The 17,594-nt window shown below is 64.2% G+C and carries 16 protein-coding genes; 9 read left to right on the plus strand and 7 right to left on the minus strand.

Annotation, left to right across the window (positions count from 1 at the left end):
- The first annotated feature begins 17 nt into the window (after positions 1-17).
- Genes FQ746_RS33015 through FQ746_RS33030 form a run of 4 tightly spaced genes read left to right on the plus strand, consistent with a single transcriptional unit; the run spans position 18 to position 5,028 of the window.
- Complete coding sequence (locus tag FQ746_RS33015) at positions 18-1,019, plus strand: ABC transporter permease (RefSeq protein ID WP_144113983.1); 1,002 nt, start codon at positions 18-20, stop codon at positions 1,017-1,019.
- Positions 1,020-1,032: 13 nt separating this feature from the next.
- A complete protein-coding gene (locus FQ746_RS33020; protein WP_144113984.1) occupies positions 1,033-1,902 on the plus strand; it encodes an ABC transporter permease in 870 nt (289 codons plus the stop codon).
- A complete protein-coding gene (locus FQ746_RS33025; RefSeq protein ID WP_144113985.1) occupies positions 1,899-3,656 on the plus strand; it encodes a dipeptide ABC transporter ATP-binding protein in 1,758 nt (585 codons plus the stop codon). Before FQ746_RS33020 ends, FQ746_RS33025 begins: the two co-directional genes overlap by 4 nt.
- Before the next feature lie 34 nt (positions 3,657-3,690).
- Positions 3,691-5,028, plus strand: coding sequence for an LLM class flavin-dependent oxidoreductase (locus FQ746_RS33030; RefSeq protein WP_144113986.1), 1,338 nt, complete (start codon positions 3,691-3,693; stop codon positions 5,026-5,028).
- Between the two features lie 116 nt (positions 5,029-5,144).
- Here the strand turns inward: FQ746_RS33030 and FQ746_RS33035 are convergent, their stop codons facing one another.
- Positions 5,145-6,482 (minus strand): LLM class flavin-dependent oxidoreductase, encoded by a 1,338-nt coding sequence (locus FQ746_RS33035; protein ID WP_144113987.1) that lies wholly within the window; start codon positions 6,480-6,482, stop codon positions 5,145-5,147.
- A 66-nt stretch (positions 6,483-6,548) separates the two neighbouring features.
- The gene (locus FQ746_RS33040) at positions 6,549-8,189 is read right to left on the minus strand and encodes an ABC transporter substrate-binding protein (RefSeq protein ID WP_144113988.1); all 1,641 of its coding nucleotides are present in this window, start codon (positions 8,187-8,189) and stop codon (positions 6,549-6,551) included.
- 379 nt (positions 8,190-8,568) lie between these two features.
- Between FQ746_RS33040 and FQ746_RS33045 the strand changes: the two genes are divergently transcribed.
- Entirely contained in the window at positions 8,569-8,874 is a 306-nt protein-coding gene (locus FQ746_RS33045; RefSeq protein WP_144113989.1) for a hypothetical protein, read from the plus strand.
- A gap of 11 nt (positions 8,875-8,885) precedes the next feature.
- Positions 8,886-9,104, plus strand: a complete 219-nt coding sequence (locus FQ746_RS33050; RefSeq protein ID WP_260854252.1) for a hypothetical protein — start codon at positions 8,886-8,888, stop codon at positions 9,102-9,104.
- Positions 9,105-9,110: 6 nt separating this feature from the next.
- On the opposite strand, the gene FQ746_RS33055 is transcribed toward FQ746_RS33050, so the two are convergent.
- Positions 9,111-9,992 (minus strand): LysR substrate-binding domain-containing protein, encoded by an 882-nt coding sequence (locus tag FQ746_RS33055; RefSeq protein WP_144113991.1) that lies wholly within the window; start codon positions 9,990-9,992, stop codon positions 9,111-9,113.
- Positions 9,993-10,056: 64 nt separating this feature from the next.
- Between FQ746_RS33055 and FQ746_RS33060 the strand changes: the two genes are divergently transcribed.
- The 3 genes from FQ746_RS33060 to FQ746_RS33070 all read left to right on the plus strand — a co-directional run bounded on the left by FQ746_RS33060 (position 10,057) and on the right by FQ746_RS33070 (position 12,754).
- Positions 10,057-10,491 carry a 4-oxalocrotonate tautomerase gene (locus tag FQ746_RS33060; protein ID WP_313955590.1) on the plus strand — a complete coding sequence of 145 codons (435 nt, stop codon included), beginning with the start codon at positions 10,057-10,059 and terminating at the stop codon, positions 10,489-10,491.
- Positions 10,492-10,505: 14 nt separating this feature from the next.
- Positions 10,506-11,705, plus strand: a complete 1,200-nt coding sequence (locus FQ746_RS33065) for an MFS transporter (protein ID WP_222105909.1) — start codon at positions 10,506-10,508, stop codon at positions 11,703-11,705.
- 239 nt (positions 11,706-11,944) lie between these two features.
- Complete coding sequence (locus FQ746_RS33070) at positions 11,945-12,754, plus strand: VOC family protein (protein ID WP_144113992.1); 810 nt, start codon at positions 11,945-11,947, stop codon at positions 12,752-12,754.
- A 48-nt stretch (positions 12,755-12,802) separates the two neighbouring features.
- On the opposite strand, the gene FQ746_RS33075 is transcribed toward FQ746_RS33070, so the two are convergent.
- From FQ746_RS33075 to FQ746_RS33090, 4 genes are read right to left on the minus strand one after another with little or no spacing between them, the layout of a single operon-like run.
- The gene (locus tag FQ746_RS33075) at positions 12,803-13,603 is read right to left on the minus strand and encodes an ABC transporter ATP-binding protein (protein ID WP_409932458.1); all 801 of its coding nucleotides are present in this window, start codon (positions 13,601-13,603) and stop codon (positions 12,803-12,805) included.
- Entirely contained in the window at positions 13,600-14,472 is an 873-nt protein-coding gene (locus FQ746_RS33080) for an ABC transporter ATP-binding protein (protein WP_144113993.1), read from the minus strand. Before FQ746_RS33080 ends, FQ746_RS33075 begins: the two co-directional genes overlap by 4 nt.
- A gap of 11 nt (positions 14,473-14,483) precedes the next feature.
- Entirely contained in the window at positions 14,484-16,307 is a 1,824-nt protein-coding gene (locus FQ746_RS33085; RefSeq protein ID WP_144113994.1) for an ABC transporter permease, read from the minus strand.
- Positions 16,308-16,347: 40 nt separating this feature from the next.
- A complete protein-coding gene (locus FQ746_RS33090; protein ID WP_144113995.1) occupies positions 16,348-17,526 on the minus strand; it encodes an ABC transporter substrate-binding protein in 1,179 nt (392 codons plus the stop codon).
- Between the last annotated feature and the right edge of the window lie 68 nt (positions 17,527-17,594).

Here is a 17,594-nt window from a genome sequence, read left to right on the forward strand (position 1 = left end):
GCCGTGAGAGACAAGCCGTGACCCATCCGACCTCCCTCCCCGAACCTGGCGGCGCGGCGCCTGCGCTGCGGGCAGCGCGCCGGTGGTGGCCGCGCTCGCCGATCGCGACGCGGATTTTCACCGGCGTGCTGGTACTGTGGGCCGCCGTCACGCTGTCGTTCGTCGCGGTCCAGCTCGCGCCGGGCGACATCGTCGCGCTACTGATCGGCGAACAGCCGAGCACGCCCGCCATCGAGGCGGCGATCCGTCAGGAATGGGGCCTCGACGAACCGGTCTACCTGCAGTACGTGCATTACCTGTGGCGCATCCTGCACGGCGATTTTGGCCGCTCGTACGTGCTCAACACGGACGTCGCACCGCTCGTCATCGGTCAGCTGTGGCCGACGCTGAAGCTCACAGGTGCCGCATTCGTCGTGACCCTCGTGTTCGCCGTCGGACTTGCCGTGCTCAGCGCCGGGCGTCGCTGGGGCGGCCGCATTGCCTCGGGCGCGGAACTCGTGCTCGCCTCGACGCCGTCGTTCTGGCTCGGAATCATGCTGCTGTTCGTCTTCAGTTTCACGCTGAAGCTGTTTCCAGTCGCGGGCGATCGTGGCTTCTCGTCGCTCGTGCTGCCGGCGCTCTCGCTCGGACTCGCGCAGGGCGCGGTGATCGGCCGCGTATTGCGCAAGGGCATGGAGCGGGCGCTCGAAGAACCGTTCGCGCTGACCGTGCGCTCATGGGGCGTCGGCGGCTTCGCGCTGCGCGTGCGACATGCGCTGCGCCATGCAGCGCTGCCCGCGGTGACGCTCGCCGGCTGGCTCGTCGGCGGCCTGCTGAGCGGCGCGGTGATCACCGAGCAGGTGTTTGGCCGGCCGGGCCTCGGCAAGATCACCGTCGATGCCGTGCTGGCGAAAGACATGCCCGTGATCCTCGCCATCGCGATTCTCTCGGCGACGATCTACGTGGTAGTCAGCACCGCGGTGGATCTGCTCTACCTGCTGATCGATCCGCGCCTGCGCGAGCCCCGCACGCGCCGCTGAACTGGAGATACCCATGGCAACCCCTGTCGAAATGCCCTACCGCACGCGCCCGGGCCTGCGCGCCGCGGGCTGGTTCTGGCGCCATCCCGGTCTCACGCTGGCCGGGCTGTACCTGATCCTGAACGTCATCGCGGTCTTCTCGCCCGACTGGCTGACCCGCTACGATCCGCTTGCTGCGGACCCGCTTGCCGCCCAACTCGGCAGTAGCGCCGAGCACTGGCTCGGCACCGATCAACTCGGCCGGGACATCTTCGCGCGCGTGATCTACGGTGCGCGCTATTCGCTGTCGATCAGCGCCGCGGCGATCGGTGTCGCGACCCTCGCGGGCACCGTGCTCGGTCTGATTGCCGGGCTCGCGCGCGGATGGCTCGACGAACTGATTACGCGGTTTCTGGACGTCGTGTCGGCCTTCCCGGACCTGCTGCTCGCGCTGATGCTGATCTCGTTCACCGGCCCGGGCGCGGTCAACCTGGTGTTCGCGCTCGGTGTCGCGTCGGTGCCGCGCTTTGCCAGGGTCGTGCGGGCGCAGACGTTCATCGTCGCCGAATCGGGTTACGTCGAGCAGGCGAAAACCTTTGGGCTCGCGCCATGGGTACTCGTCTGGCGACACGTGCTGCCGCATGCGATCGCCCAGGTGCCGGTCCTCGCAACGATCGGGCTCGGCACCGCGATCATCGGCACCTCGGGGCTCAGTTTTCTCGGCATGGGACCGCAACCACCCGCCGCCGAATGGGGCCTGATGCTGGCCGAGGGCCGCAACTATCTGTACAACGCCTGGTGGATCGCCGTCTGGCCGGGCGTCGCGGTGACGCTTGCCGTCGTCGCGGTCAACGCACTCGGTGGCTACTGGCAGGCGCGTTTCGAACGCAGGGAGTTCGTATGACTTCAATCGTCCTCGACCCTCCGCTGGTTTCTTCCAAAGCCACGGCCGTCGGCATCGCCACGCGCGCCGAACCGGTCGTGCGCATCGACAATCTGACGATCGGTTTTCGCGGCCGTCACGCAACCCGACCGGTCGTCGGTCCGATCGACCTGACGGTGCATGCGGGCGAGTGCGTCGCGCTCGTGGGCGAGTCGGGCTCGGGTAAATCCGTGACCGCTCGCAGCCTCGTCGGACTGAATGGCGCGAACGCCGAATGGCGTGCCGATCGCTTCGAGATTGCGGGTGTGGACGCACGTGCTCATCGCGAGCGCGACTGGCGCGCGATCCGTGGCCGCCAGATCGGCTACGTGCTGCAGGACGCGCTGGTGTCACTCGATCCGCTCTGGCGGGTCCGCGATCTCATCGCCGAGGCGCAGCGCGGCGTACCCTCGCGCGAAGTGCACGCACGCAGCACCGACATCCTGAAATCCGTCGGTATCGACGATCCGGAACGGCGCCTGGTGCAATATCCGCATCAACTGTCCGGCGGCCTGCGGCAGCGCGTGCTGATCGGTACCGCGATCGCCGGCGGCGCCTCGCTGCTGATCGCCGATGAACCCACCACCGCGCTCGACATGACAGTGCAGCGGCAGATCCTGGCGCTGCTGCGCGCGCGCCGCGATGCCGGCGACGCCCTGCTGCTCATTAGCCACGATCTTGCGGTGGTCGGCGACCTCGCCGACCGCGTGCTCGTGATGCGCGCAGGCCGTGTAGTCGAACAGGGACCGACGCGCGAGGTGTTGACCGCGCCATCGCACCCCTACACGCGGCAACTGCTGGCCGCGATTCCGGTGCCTGCGTCGCGCGGCTTCCGGCTCGCGACGGAGACGCGTCCGGAGGAGTCACCGGCAACGTCGGCAACGATCACCACGCCCGCGGCAGCCGTGCGAATTCCGTTGCCGCGCAAACGCATCGTCGCGGATACCCGCGTGCTGTCGGTCGAATCGATCTCGAAGCGATACGGCGCCCCGCCCGACACGCCCGCCGCGCTCGACGACGTTTCGTTCACCCTGTCGAAGGGCGAGACCCTCGGCATCGTCGGCGAGTCCGGCTCGGGCAAGTCCACCGTTGCGCGAATCGTGCTCGGCCTCATTGCGGCGGACAGCGGCCAGGTGCTGCTCGACGGCGAGGCCTGGAGCACGCTGCCGGAGTCCGCGCGCCGTTCGCGCCGCGCCGGCCTGCAGTTGATCGCGCAGGATCCGTACAGTTCGTTCGACCCGCGCTACACCGTCGGCCAGTTGATTGGCGAGAGCCTCGATTCGGCAGGCATTCGTGGCGAGGCGCGTAATCGCCGCGTGCTGCAACTGCTCGACGAAGTCCGACTCGGCGCGAGTTGCTACCACCGCTACCCACGCGAACTGTCCGGCGGCCAGCGGCAGCGCGTGGCAATCGCCCGCGCATTTGCACCGAATCCTGCGCTGCTCGTCGCCGACGAGCCGGTCAGCGCGCTCGACGTGTCGATCCAGGCGCAAGTGCTCGATCTGCTGGCGGAACTGCAGGCCGAACACGGCACCGCGATGCTGTTCATCTCTCACGATCTCGGCGTCGTTCACCACGTCGCCGACCGCATCATCGTGATGCGCCAAGGCCGGATCGTCGAAACCGGACCCGTCGAGCGCGTTTTCAGCGCGCCAGCCCATCCGTACACCGCGGCGCTGCTCGACGCGCTGCCCGGACTTCCCGAGCCGGCGCCGCAAACCGCGGCGCTCGCATGACCTCCCCGGTATCTTTTCTGTCAGTGAGAGCCCCATGAGCCTGTCAAACCGCCACGCGTCGCCGCACCGGATTCATCTCGGCGCGATCATTCAGGGGCCGTCCGGCAACATGTCTGCCTGGCGGCACCCCGACGCCGTCGCCGACGCCAGTATCAACGTTCGCTTCGTCCAGCAACTCGCGCGTGAGGCCGAAGCCGCGAAATTCGATCTGCTGTTCGTCGCGGACGGACTGCATATCAACGCGAAATCGATCCCGCACTTCCTGAACCGATTCGAACCGCTGACCCTGCTATCGGCGCTTGCGTCGATTACCCAACGGATCGGTCTCGTCGGCACGCTGTCGACTTCGTATAGCGATCCATTCACGGTCGCACGCCAGTTTTCGAGCCTCGATCATCTGAGCGATGGACGCGCGGGCTGGAACGTCGTCACGTCGCCGCTCGAAGGATCGGCGAAAAATTTCTCGCGCGACACGCATCCGGAACATGCGCTGCGCTACCGGATCGCAGCGGAATATCTCAGCGTCACGAAGGGCTTGTGGGATTCATGGGAAGACGACGCGTTCGTGCGCGACAAGGCAAGCGGCGTGTTCTTCGATCCCGACAAGCTGCACACGTTGAATCACAGCGGCGAGTTTTTCTCCGTTGCCGGGCCGCTGAACATCGGCCGTTCGCGTCAGGGGCGCCCGATTCTTTTCCAGGCCGGCGCGTCCGAGGACGGCAAAGCCGTGGCGGCGCAACATGCGGATGCGATCTACACGCGCCAGGAGACCATTCCGCTCGCGCAGGCCTTCTATGCGGACGTGCACGAACGGCTCGCGGCGCATGGCCGCGCGCCCGATAGTCTGAAACTCTTCCAGGGCATCAGCGTCATCGTCGCCGACTCGGCCGACGACGCGGAGGCGCGCTACCAGGAGACGGCCCGGCTCGTGACAATCGACAACGCGCTCGACTACCTGGGCCGCTATTTCGATCACCACGATTTCTCGCAGTACCCGCTCGACGCGCCATTTCCCGACATTGGCGAGCTCGGCAGCAACCAGTTCCGCAGCACTACCGACACGATCAAGCGCGACGCTTACGAGCGGGGTTTGACGTTACGCGAAGTCGCGCTGGAAGCAGCGACGCCGCGTCCGACTTTTTCCGGCACGCCCGAGCAGGTGGCCGACGGACTGCAGGCATGGGTCGAAGCGCGTGCAACCGACGGCTTTATCGTCCGCGGCGGCACGCCTACGGCCTTCACCGACTTCGCAACGAAAGTGGTGCCGATCCTGCAGGAACGCGGCGCATATCGGCGCGACTATGAAGGGGTGACGCTGCGTGAGCATCTCGGGCTTGACTATCCGGTCAACCAGTTCGCCCGGGCGCGCTGAGAAGGCTCTACGGATTCGCTACCAGTCCGCCGAAGACGAACGGTCTCCACACGGGAGACCGTATCGATCACACCAAAGCACCCCGCCGCGCGCGCGCCGCCAAAGAGCGATCGGGTTCAGCGTGCCTGCGCATAGCGATTTTCCGGGTACGGCAAATCCAGGTGCTCGCGCAACGTGCTCCCCTGATATTCCGTGCGATACAGGCCGCGCTTCTGCAAAATCGGCACGACCTGTTCGACGAACTCCGCGAACGAGGTCGGCGTGCCGCCGCCGACGATAAAACCGTCCGCGGCCCGCGATTCGAACCAGGCCTGCAATTCATCGGCCACGGCTTCGGGCGTGCCGAAAAAATGCGGACGCGGCGCGGCCGCCTCGAGGGCCACCTGACGCAACGTCAGTCCGTGTTCGCGAGCCTTGGCCTTGATCTTGTCGGTCCCGCTACGGAAGCTGTTGCTGCCCAGATCGCCGAGATCGGGAAATGGCTCGTCCAGCGGATACTGACTGAAATCGTGGTGTTCGAAGAAACGGCCGAGGTGGTCGAGCGCGCTGTCGATCGTCAATAGTTTCAGCGTTTCCTGGTAGCGGCGCTCGGCCTCTTCGGTCGTGCTGCCCAATAGCACGCTGATACCCTGGAATACCTTGAACGCGTGTTCGTCACGACCAGCGGCAGCCAGTTGCTGCTTGAGATCGGCGTAATACTCGCGCGCCTCGGCCTGGGTATCGTGATGGGTAAAGACAGCGTCGGCATGTTGCGCCGCGAGCTTCTTGCCATCGCCCGAAGCGCCCGCCTGGAACAGGATCGGTCGGCCTTGCGGCGTACGGCCGATATTGAGCGGCCCCTCCACCGAGAAATATTTGCCCTTGTGGTCGAGCGTATGCAGCTTGGCCGGATCGAAGAACACGCCGCTCTCGCGGTCGCGCACGAAAGCATCGTCCTCCCACGAATCCCACAGTCCCTTCGTCACATCGAGGTACTCGCCGGCGATGCGATAGCGCTCGGCATGCTCGGGATGACTGTCGCGCGAATAGTTGCGCGCCGAGCCTTCGAGCGGCGACGTGACCACGTTCCAGCCCGCCCGGCCACGGCTTAGATGATCGAGGCTCGCGAACTGCCGCGCCACCGTGAATGGCTCGCTATAGGAGGTGGACAGCGTGCCGACGAGGCCGATTCGCGTGGTCGCCGCCGAGAGCGCCGACAGCAGCGTCAGCGGCTCGAACCGGTTCAGGAAGTGCGGGATCGACTTCGCATTGATGTGCAGCCCGTCCGCAATGAACACGAAGTCGAATTTGCCGACCTCCGCAAGTTGCGCTACGCCCTTCACGTAATCGGGGTTGATGCTTGCATCGATCACCGACTCGGGATGCCGCCAGCCGGCGTAATGACCGGCGGGGCCGTGAATACCGGCGCCGAAGTGAATCTGCCGCGTGGCGGAAGAAGACCTGGTTTGTGTCATGGTTTCTGAACCCGGTTCGAGAAAAATGAGAGGTGGAAGGAGCGTGTTGCCGCCATCGACCAGCGGCTATTTTTTCAGCCAGATGTCGTAGGCGTTTTCCGGCATCTGCGCGAACGGGCGGAAGCGGATGCCTTGTACCGCTTTGGCCGCCGCAATCTGATCCTCGGGTTGGTACAGCGGCAACGCGTACGCCTGCTGCCTGATCGCGAAGTTCTGCAGTTCTCCGTAGAGCTTCTTGCGCTCGGCAGTGTCGTGGGTATGCGAGGCGGCCTGCAACCAGCGGCCCAGTTCGGGAGCGGCGGCGCGGCTGAGATTGAGCACACCGCCCTGACCGAACAGCAGCCAGTGATATTCGATGTCGATCGCATCGGGCGGCGTGTTCGAGTTGGCGAACACACCGTACTTGCCGCTCTTGTAGGCCTCGTACCACGTCCCTATGTCGACCACCTGGACTTGCAGATCCACACCCAGCCTTTGCCGTGCCTGTGCCTGGATCGCCTGCAGAAGTACGCCACGGTCGTCGCGCAGCGTCGCCTGATCCTCGATCAGACTGATCGACAACCGGGCACCCTGTCTGGTGCGGTAACCGGCCGCGTCGCGTGCGGTCCAGCCCGCTTCGTCGAGTAACGTGTTCGCGAGCGTCGGATTATTGCCGTAGGTCCGTTCGATACTGCGGTCGTATAACGGATCGATGGGAGACGTGATGCCCCATGCGCGCGTGCGCTCTCCACGGTAGATGGACTGGACGAGGCCAGTCACGTCGATCCCTTCGAGCAACGCGCGGCGCACCTTCGGGTCCTGGGTCGGACCGTACGTCGTATTGAGAAACAGCGAAAACGGCGTGCCCGTATTCAGCGCGTGCTGGTAGGTGTAGTCCGGATCGCTGCGGACTCGTTGGGCGTCGTTTCCGGACAGACCCTCGATCAGATCGACCTGCCCGGACAGCAGCGCGCCAAGGCGTACCGACGATTCGGGCAGGATCCGGTAAATCACGTGATCCAGATAAGCGGGACCCTGGTGCCCGGCGGTCGAAGGTGCCCAGCGATAATCCGGATTCCTGTCGAAGTCGATTTCCTGGCCCTTTACATAGCGCCGCAGGATGAAGGGGCCGGTACCGGCGACGTCCGGGCCGCCCGACCTGGCATCCGGCTTGTCGAACGCCTTGGGCGACAGAATCGGCAGGCGGGAGATCAGCGTCAGGAAGGGTGTGTACGGCTCGTCTATCGTGATCTCGACCGTATGGGCGTCCAGTGCCTTCACGCCGGTGAAGTGCGGACTCAGCAGCGCAAGGCCGTAAGGGCCGGAGTAGACCGGATCGTGCACTTTCTGCAGATTGATCGAAACTGCTTGCGCGTCGAACGGTGTGCCGTCACTGAACTTGACGTCGTCGCGCAGCGTGAACGTGTACGTCTTGCCGTCGGCGGAAATCCTGTAGCCTGTCGCGAGCCACGGAACAAAGCTGCCGTCCGGCTTCTGGGCGAGCAGGCTCTCGTACGCATTGCGCAAAACGAGTACGACCTTGTCCAGTCCGTTGAGTTGCGGATTGAGCGTGGTCGGCGGTGTTTCGATAGCCCAGGTAATCGTGCCGCCGGAAACCGGCGCGCTCTGCGCGAAGCCCGGATGTACCGCGGCAAGCAGGATGACTGCCGGTACAGCACAGCGCGACACTAACCGGCTGAGTTGTGTCGCCGAAGATGACAACGTCATGGAAATGTGAACCCTTACTAGAATGGCCAGCGCGACAGAAGCGGTGCAGCGACCCGTGAAACGCCTCGGCAGTGTGGCCAAAATAGTGCACGAGCATCCTCCTCGAACAAACCAAGTATTTTGCAAATCGTTATACAGGACGAACCTGGCAAGCGATGGTGCATACGTCCATGCTCTGCTGTCCGATCCAGAGTCGACGTTGCGACATTCAGATCAACAACTATTGAGTGACCAACGCTTATCGGGCGAGGTTTAGCGCGAAGGAACAGACAGCCGCCGATCTGCCCGGACATGCACATATGAATAGGCGAATAAATTAGTTCGGTACGTCGGCGGGTTTGGGGACACTCCTTGTATTCCCAATTAACAGGCGAGCTTCATGAAACGGCTCGGACGGCTCGCTCACCGACCGCAGCATCGCGCCGGATCCGCTGGCGCAATGTCGGCACGACATTCTGGATCGATCAGACGGGTTGGCACGGTATTGATCGCCGCAGCGGCACTTGCGTGCATCCATCGGGAGATTTCGGGCGCAAGCGACGGCTCTCTCTTATCGCATTTCGCCATCCATATCGATAACCCGCTGCGCTATCTGGTGTCGAATCCGCCGACGCAGGATCGGACGCAGCCGACGACTTTTCGTCGGGTCGGCAAAGCGAAGAAGGATGAGCCAAAAAATGACTAAAGGATCGAATGTTGGCACGAATCGTTCGGGGTATCGGCACCGTCAAAACCATTGAAGGTCACGGAGGGCTGAGAACATTCAGCATCGAACTACCGGACGGATTCAGCGCGGGCATCGAAACCGGTGCCAGCGTTTCTGGCGATGGCATGTGTCTGTCCGTGACGGCCATCCACTCTGCGATGCTGGTCGACTTCGACGTGGCGTTGCAGAGTTTGAAAATGCACGCGTAACTCGGCCTAAGCAGCGCGCGAGACGAGCAGCTTCGCGATTTCTTTCGCGAGCGGCTGGTTGGCGACATCGGGGATGATCAGGTTGAATTCGACATTCGGCAGTTTGGGTAGCAGACGTGCGTTGCTGAAAGGGATGACGTCCCCCGGTATCGCGGACTCGTTCAGACAGGAAAAGCCGAGCCCCGCGGACAGCGCCGATTGCAGTCCCGCAACGCCCGAGGCCGAATGCGCGAGAAAATAGTCGATCCCCGCCTCGTCGAGCTGTGCCAGCATGTAGCGTTGCAGCGAGCATGTCTCGGGCAGCGCGACCAGCGGCAGCGGTTGCCCGGGCGCTCGCTTGAACGACGGCGCCGCCACCCACTGCAACGGTTCCCTGCGAATCATGACGCTGGTCAATTCGCTATTTTCTTTCGGTCTTTCGTTCCCGCCCGGGTCGGCCACGCGCATGGACACGCCGATGTCGAAATGACCTGATCCCGCATCCCGTCGAATCCACGCGCTTTTGTACACGGAAACATGCAGACGCAACGCCGGGTAATGCTCGCCTAACTGCTTCAATACCCGGGCAATATCGGTTGGGCGGAAATAGTCGGTGATGGCGAGTCGCAAGTCGCCCGACAGAGAAAGCCCCTGAATGTCGCGATATGCCGTGTCGTTGAGCAGCAGAAGCTTGCGCGCATGATCGAGCAGCCTGGATCCGGCGGGCGTCAGCGACGCACCCTTCTTTCCACGGACGAACAGCGCAAGTCCGCACGACACTTCGAGTTTCCTGATCTGTTCGCTCACTGCCGACTGGGAGCGGTGAAGCTGCACCGCAGCCGCGGAGAGGCTGCCGGTATCGGCCACGACCGACAACGTATTCAAAAGCTCGAGATCGAAGCGCCGCATTGTTATCCATTCCATTTTCCGATGGATGTGATCATAACTTCCCGCTTTTCCGGAGGAAAGGAAAATGCCACGATATGCCTTTCATTTCGACGGGAAGATCACTATGCCGGGCATCAACCTTACTGTTTCAGGTATCGGCGACGCGGGACAGTCCGAGCGTCTGGCTATCGCGGTCAGCACGCTGACATGTACGGTGCTGCAGAAAGAACTCGGCAAAACGATGGTTATCGTCCGGTACGTGCCGCACGAACAATGGTTCATCGCCGGACAATCGCTCGCCTCGCTTGGCAAGAATTCGTTCCGCCTCGAAGTGACCATCACGGAAGAGACCAATACGAAGAGTCAGAAAGCCGACTACCACCGGCAGGCATTCGAACTGCTCTCCACGCTCGTTGGCAATGTTCACCCTCACTCCAACGTTCACATTATCGATTGCGCCGCGACGGGTTACGGGTACGGCGGCTTGACGCAGGAATATCGCTACCATCGCGCGGCATGAAGGCGGGTCGACTCATGGAAACGAATACCTTGTCCGGTTCGGCCGATATGACCACTTCAACCGCATGGCGCGCTCAGGCTGCCATGCTCGCAATAGGAACCTTCGCGGTCGGCACCGACGCGTTCGTCATCGCCGGTGTCCTGCCTTCGATAGCATCGAGCATGCGCATCGATCTGCCGGCCGCCGGTCAGATGGTGACGGTCTTCTCGCTCGCTTATGCGCTGAGCGCGCCCATCACCGGCGCGCTCAGCGCTGGCTGGTTCCGGCGGACCGCGTTGACGACGGGACTGCTCGTGCTGGTTCTCGGCAACATCCTCACCGCGCTGGCTCCGACCTTCGGGTTAGCGCTGGCCTCGCGCGTGGTGGCGGCAATCGGCGCCGGTTTGTACACCGGCACCGCGAGCGCCACGGCGGCCGCGCTAGCGGGTCCTGCCAGACGCGGTCGGGCGATCGCCATCGTCATGCTCGGGATGACCTCGTCGCTGGTGCTCGGCGCGCCATTGGGCACGGCGATCGGCACGATATGGAATTGGCGCGTCACCTTATTCGCCGTGGCCGCACTGGCACTCGCGGCAGGTGCCGTTATCTATCTGCGCATTCCGGCTATCCGGGAAACGACCGGAGCGAGCCTGGGCACGCGGCTCGCCCCGCTGCGAAGCCGTTGGGTGGTGAGTATTCTGGTGCGCGCGCTGCTCGTCTTTATCGGTATCTTCCTTCCGTACACCTATATCAGCGCCATCTATGCACCCGTGACCGCCGCGAATCCCGGGGCGCTTAGCTGGCTGCTACTGATCTTCGGCGTTGCCAGTACGCTGTCCAACCTGACCGCGGGCCGGCTGACCGACCATTGGGGACCACGGCGGGTGATCGTCGTCGGCTCTCTCGGCATCGCCGCCGCCCTCGCGCTGATGCCATGGATGAACGCAAGTCTGCCGCTTGCATTACTCGCCTCGTTCATCGCCGGACTGTTCAGCTTTTCGCAAACTACCCCGCAACAACATCTGATTCTCTCGCATGCGCCGGCCGGTACGCAGTCGGTCGTCATCGCGCTTTACCAGGCCGTGCTTTATCTGGGCGTATCGCTGTCGGGCGCGATCGGGGCGGGGTTCATCAAGCACTTCGGTGCTCATTATCTGAGCTGGCTGGCCGTACTCTTTGTCGCGGTTTCGCTGTTGCCGATGCTGTTCATCAAAGGGCGTGAGCCCATTCATTGAACGGCCGGGTAGCGATCGCGCTCCACATGACCGCTTCTCTAGCAACCTGGTGGCGATGTGTCTCTGACAGGACAGTCTCGTCGCTGCAAACCAGGCACACGGTGTCCGAACCCGGTCGTGCCGTGCGCGCGTCGACGTGCCTTTGCACGCGCCGCGCTATCCATTGAAGAATCCGTTGCTGGTGTTTTTGCCGGCGGGTTCGCATACTTTGCGGCTTCCCTCCTCTGGAACGATCCGGCATGTCTCTTTCACTCGACCATATCGTGATCCGCGTGCAGGATCTCGAACAGACCATCGCGGACTTCAGTGCGCTCGGCTTTACGGTGCAGCGTGGCGGCACGCATGCGGACGGTGCGACCCACAACGCCCTGATCGGCTTTGCCGACGGCAGCTACTTCGAACTGATCGCGTTTTTGCGGGCTGCGCCCGAGCATCGCTGGTGGGACCCGGAGCATCGCGTCGGCGACGGTTTCGTCGATTTCGCGCTGTTGCCGCAGACAGTGGCCGGCACGATCGACGCCGCACGTGAGCGCGGTCTGCACTATCAAGGTCCGACCGCGGGCGGACGTCTGCGACCCGACGGCGAACGGCTCGAATGGCAAACAGGCAGGCCGCCGGGCGTGGACCTGCCGTTTCTGTGCGGCGACATCACGCCGCGCCACCTGCGGGTCGCCGAAGGCAACGTGCGTCATCACGCGAATGGCGCGCGTGGCGTCGCGAATGTCACGGTCGTGGTGAACGATCTGGATGCGAGTCTCGCGCGCTACCGGGCGCTGCTCGGCGATTTCAGCGCGCCGCCGGCGCCACTGTCGGGCTACGGCGTGCGGCTGGCCGTCGTGCCGCTCGGTGCTACCACGGTCACGCTCGCGAGCCCCTCGCGCGAGCAGGACGAAGCCGAAGGTTTCGCCGCCGATCTGCACCGGCATCTCGTCTCACGCGGCGAAGGCGTGTTCGCCGTCGCGCTGGACACCCCGGAGCGCGACGCAGCGCGTTACTTCGGACGCGATCTCACGCATGGTGCGATTCTCGAACTGGTAGCCGGTTCCTGAACGCCGCGTCATCGTGCGCTCAGGACCTTGCTTTCAGGACCCGGCCTTTCAGGACGCGGTTTCGGCCGCGAGCGAGCCACCGAGATACGCGTCGCGAATCCGCTGATCGCCGAGCAGTTCGCTCGCGCTACCCGACAACACCACGCGGCCCGTCTGCAACACATAGCCGCGATGCGCGATCTGCAGCGCGAGGCTCGCGTTCTGCTCGACCATGAAGAACGTGATCCCTTGTCCATTGATGGTCTGGATCAGTTCGAGCACCTTGTCGACATACAGCGGAGAGAGACCCATCGTAGGCTCGTCCATGCACACCAGCGCGGGGCGGCTCATCAACGCACGCGCCATCGCCAGCATCTGCTGCTCGCCGCCGGAGAGCGTGCCCGCGCGTTGAGACAGGCGTTCCTTGACGCGCGGAAAGAGGCCGAGCATGCGCTCGTAGTCTTCCGCGATGCCGGCGCGGTCATGGCGCGTGAAGGCGCCCATCAGCAGGTTTTCGCGCACCGTCATATCGCCGAACAGACGGCGCGCTTCCGGCACCGAGGCAATGCCACGCCGCACGATCTGCGAAGTAGGCAGGCCGTTTAGCGGTTTGCCTTCGAAGCTGATCGTGCCGCTGCGCGGCTTGTGTAGCCCGAGGATCACCTTCATCGCGGTCGACTTGCCGCTCGCATTACCGCCGAGCAGGCTGACGATCTCGCCGCGTCCGATCCGCAGGTTCACGCCGAAATGCACCTGGATCTGGCCGTAAAACGTGTCGATTCCGTCGAGTTTCAGTAATGGCTCGGTCATGGCGGCGCAGTGATAGGGTAAAGAATCCGGCGCAATCCGATGCAGGCCGAAGCTCGTCATGCGGCCGCCGTTTCGTTGCGGCCCGTCTGCGCGCCGACCTTGCGGTTGCCGAGATAGGCTTCGATCACGGCGGGGTCGTTGCGCACTTCGTCGGGCAGACCCGACGCGATCTTGCGACCGTCGTCGAGCACCAGCACGCGATCGGACAGCCGCATGACGAGGTCGAGTTTGTGTTCGATCAGCAGAATAGTCAGACCGTCGCGTTTGAGTTCGAGAATCAGTTCGAGCATCTCCGCGGTTTCGGATTCGTTCATGCCGGCAGTCGGCTCGTCGAGCAGCAGGATGCGCGGACGCAGTGCCAGCGCGCGCGCAATCTCCACGCGCCGCCGGTTCGCGTACGACAGGCTGTGCGCCGGCTCGTCGATGCGCGGCGCGAGGCGCGTGCCGAATCGCGCGAGCAGCGCCTTCACTTCGTCACGCAGTTGCGCGTCCTCGCGACGCACCGCCGCGGACCCGATCAGCGCGCGCAGCACCTCCGCGAAAGCGCCGGCCACCGGCCAGCCACGGCGCGTGGTCGCCAGTCGCGCGTGAGCGCCGATCAGCACGTTGTCCAGCACGCTCAGGTTCCCGAATACCCGCCCGTGCTGAAAGGTACGTGCGACGCCGCGCGCGGCAAGCAGCTCCGGCGCCATGCCGGTCACGTCCTCGCCGGCGAACCGCACTTCGCCCTCATCGGGTGTATCGGTGCCGGCCAGCAGGTTGAACAGCGTCGATTTACCCGCGCCGTTCGGTCCGATCACGCTCACGCACTCACCGCGCGCGATCGACAGGTTCACGTCGTTCACCGCCACGAGTCCGCCGAAGCGGCGCGTCACGTGACGCACGTCGAACAGGATGTCCGCGGCATCGCCCTGAATGGTCGAAGTCATGGTCTTCTCCGTCATACCGAGCCGAACAGACCTTGCGGCCTGAAACGCACCAGCAGAAGCAGGATCACACCGTAGATCAGCATCCGGTAGTCGGCGGCGAAGCGGAACAGCTCGGGCAGGCTGATGAGCGCAACCGCACCGGCCACCGCGCCGACCACGCTGCCCAGACCGCCGAGGATCACCATCGTCAACGCGAGAATCGACACCTGCGAATCGAAGGTCTGATAGTTGATGTAGCTGTACAGATGCGCCGCGATCGCGCCGCCGATGCCTGCCGCGAGTCCGCCGACCGCGAAGGCCATCGCCTTGTAGCGGTTGGGACGGATGCCGTAAGCGCGCGCCGCCACGTCGTCTTCGCGGATCGCGCGCCACGTGCGGCCGAGGTGAGAGCGCAGCAGCCGGACCTGCAGCAATGCGAGCACGACGAGTACACCCAGCGTGAACCAGTAGACGGCGCGAACGCCGGTCAGTTGCCAGCCGAACAGCGAGAGCGGCGGGATGCCGGTAATGCCGATCGGTCCGCGTGTGAGGCTGTCCCAGTTCAGTACGACGAGCCCGACGATTTCGCCGATACCGAGCGTCGCGATCGACACATAGTGGCCGCGCAAGCGGAACGACGGATAGACGAGCAGCGTGCCGAGGCCCGCCGTGATGAGTCCGGCAAGCGGAATCGTCAAGGCTGGCGACCAGCCGAGGTTGACCGACAGCAAGGCGGACGCATAGGCGCCGATCAGCAGCAGCGCCGCATGACCGAGGGAAATCTGCCCAACCGTGCCCGCAACCAGCGTCAGGCTGAGCGCCAGCAAGCCGTAGATCCAGCCATTGGTGAGCGTTTGCAGCAGGTACGAAGACGGCGCGGCAAACGGCAGCGCGAAAGCGAGCACCACCACCGCGACGATCACGCCGCGTGGAATTCGCACTGCCTTGCGGTTCGAGAGGAAGGTCCCCGTGAGCGGCTCGGGCGGCAGGCGGCGGTTCGAACTGAACAGCCCGTTCGGCCGCCAGACCAGAAACGCCAGCAGCAGCACGAACGCGAACAGGTCGCGATAGCTCGTGCCGAACAATGCCACACCGTAGCTTTCCACCAACCCCAGCAGCAGGCTGCCGGCAATTGCGCCGGGCACGTTGCCCAGCCCGCCGATCAGCAACGCGACGACGCCCTTCAACGTCGCCTGGAATCCCATCGCGGGATCGATGCTGTTGTAGTACATGCCCACCAGCAGGCCGCTTAGCCCACCGAGTCCACACGCAATTGCGAAGACGGCCTGATTCACGGCGTTCACATTGACGCCCATCTGCTGCGCCGCGTCGCGGTCCTGCGCGGTCGCGCGCACGGCCCAGCCGAGCCGCGTGAAGCGCAGGAACACATACAGCACCGCCGCCGCGCCGATACCGATCGCGGCGATCAGCAGATCGAGCGAACCCAGCGTGGCCCCGCCGATCGACACGGACCATTCGGGCAGCGAACCCGGCACCGGCCGCGGGTCTGGTCCGAACACGATCTGCGCGAGCTGGTCGAGCACGAAACTGATGCCGATGGTGGCCAGCAGCGGGGCGATACGTGCGGCGCCCTGCAACGGCCGCAGGCCGATCCGCTCGATCAGCACGCCGAGCAGCGCGCAGCCCGCGACGGTTGCGAGCAGCGCCACCGGCAGCGGCAAGCCGAGCCGCGTGAGACACAGCCAGCCGATGAAACCGCCGATCATGTACACCGAACCGTGCGCGAAATTGATCAGATGCGAGACGCCGAAAATCAGCGCGAGACCGACCGCCAGCAACGCATAAATGTTGCCGACGATCAGACCGTTGACGGTGTAGTCGAACCAGGCGTTCATGGTGTGCCTTTCCTGGGGCGCGACGCTGTCGTGCGGCGGGTCATTGCGCGTGCACGGCGCCCGCGCCGTCCCATAGCGCGAACTGGCCGTCCTTGACCACGAGTTCGAGATTCTTCGCGCCGGCGACGCGGCGCGTTTGCGGATCGAACCTGAACTTGCCGAAGATCACGCTCGGCACGTTGTCGATTTTCGCGAAACCATCATGAACGGCGACACGGTTCGGTCCATAGCGGCGAATCACTTCACCGGCCAGAATCATCGCGTCGTAAGCGCGCGCCGCGAACGTGTCCGGCTCGGCGCCGTATTTCGCGCGGTAGCGCTGCACGAAGCTCTGCACCTCGGGGCGGGGGTCGCCCGGGAAGAAATTCGATTCGGTGTAAACACCGTTCACGGCGGGACCGCCCAGGTCGAGGAATTTCGGCGAATACACGGAACCCACCGCCGCGATCGGCGTGGTGACGCCCGCGGCGCGCGCCTGACGCACGATCTGCGCGCCGTCGGAGTAGTACGAGATCAGCACGATGGAATCGGGGTTTTCGCTGCGCACGCGCGTGAGCGTTGCGCGAAAGTCTTTCTCGTTGGGCTGGTACGCTTCGGCCGCGACGACCTGCGCGCCATCGCCAGTAGCGGCCTTCGCGAAGATATCCTTGCTGGTGCGGCCCCAGTCGGTGTTCAGATAGAGCACGGCAATCTTCCTGAAGCCGAGACCTTTGGTGACGTAGCGCGCGAGCAGCGGCTGTTCTTCAGCCTGGCTAATCGCCGTGCTCCACATGTAGTCGCCACCCTTGGTGAAGTCGGGGTGCGAGTTAGTGAAGCCGAATTGCACGAGTTGCGCGCGTTGATAAACCGGCGACGCGGCCATCGACGCGCCGCTCGACAGATCGCCCAGTTCGATCAGGATGCGTTTGTCGTCGACGAATTTCTGCGCAATGGAAACCGCCTGACGCGGATCGCTGCGGCTGTCCTCGAAGTCGTAGGCCAGCGGATGACCGTTGATGCCGCCATTACCGTTGATCTGCTCCAGTGCGAGATCGAAGCCGCGTTTCCATTGCTCGCCGTATTGCGCATCCTGACCGCTAAGCGGGCCGGTGACGCCGACCCAGTAGGGCTCGCCCGCGTGCGCGGCGGGCAGCGCCGCGCCGAACGCGAAACCGAGTGCACCGATCAGTTTTAGCAGCGTACGGCCCGCGCTGCGTGTGTTGCCCGACAGAATCGACATACTGCTCTCACGCCATGTATTAAGGTGAGCCGATGTAACCATGTTGCCGCAAAGTCGACCAACGAAGA

It is taken from the genome of Paraburkholderia sp. BCC1886 (assembly GCF_900996245.1).
Taxonomy (GTDB): domain Bacteria; phylum Pseudomonadota; class Gammaproteobacteria; order Burkholderiales; family Burkholderiaceae; genus Paraburkholderia.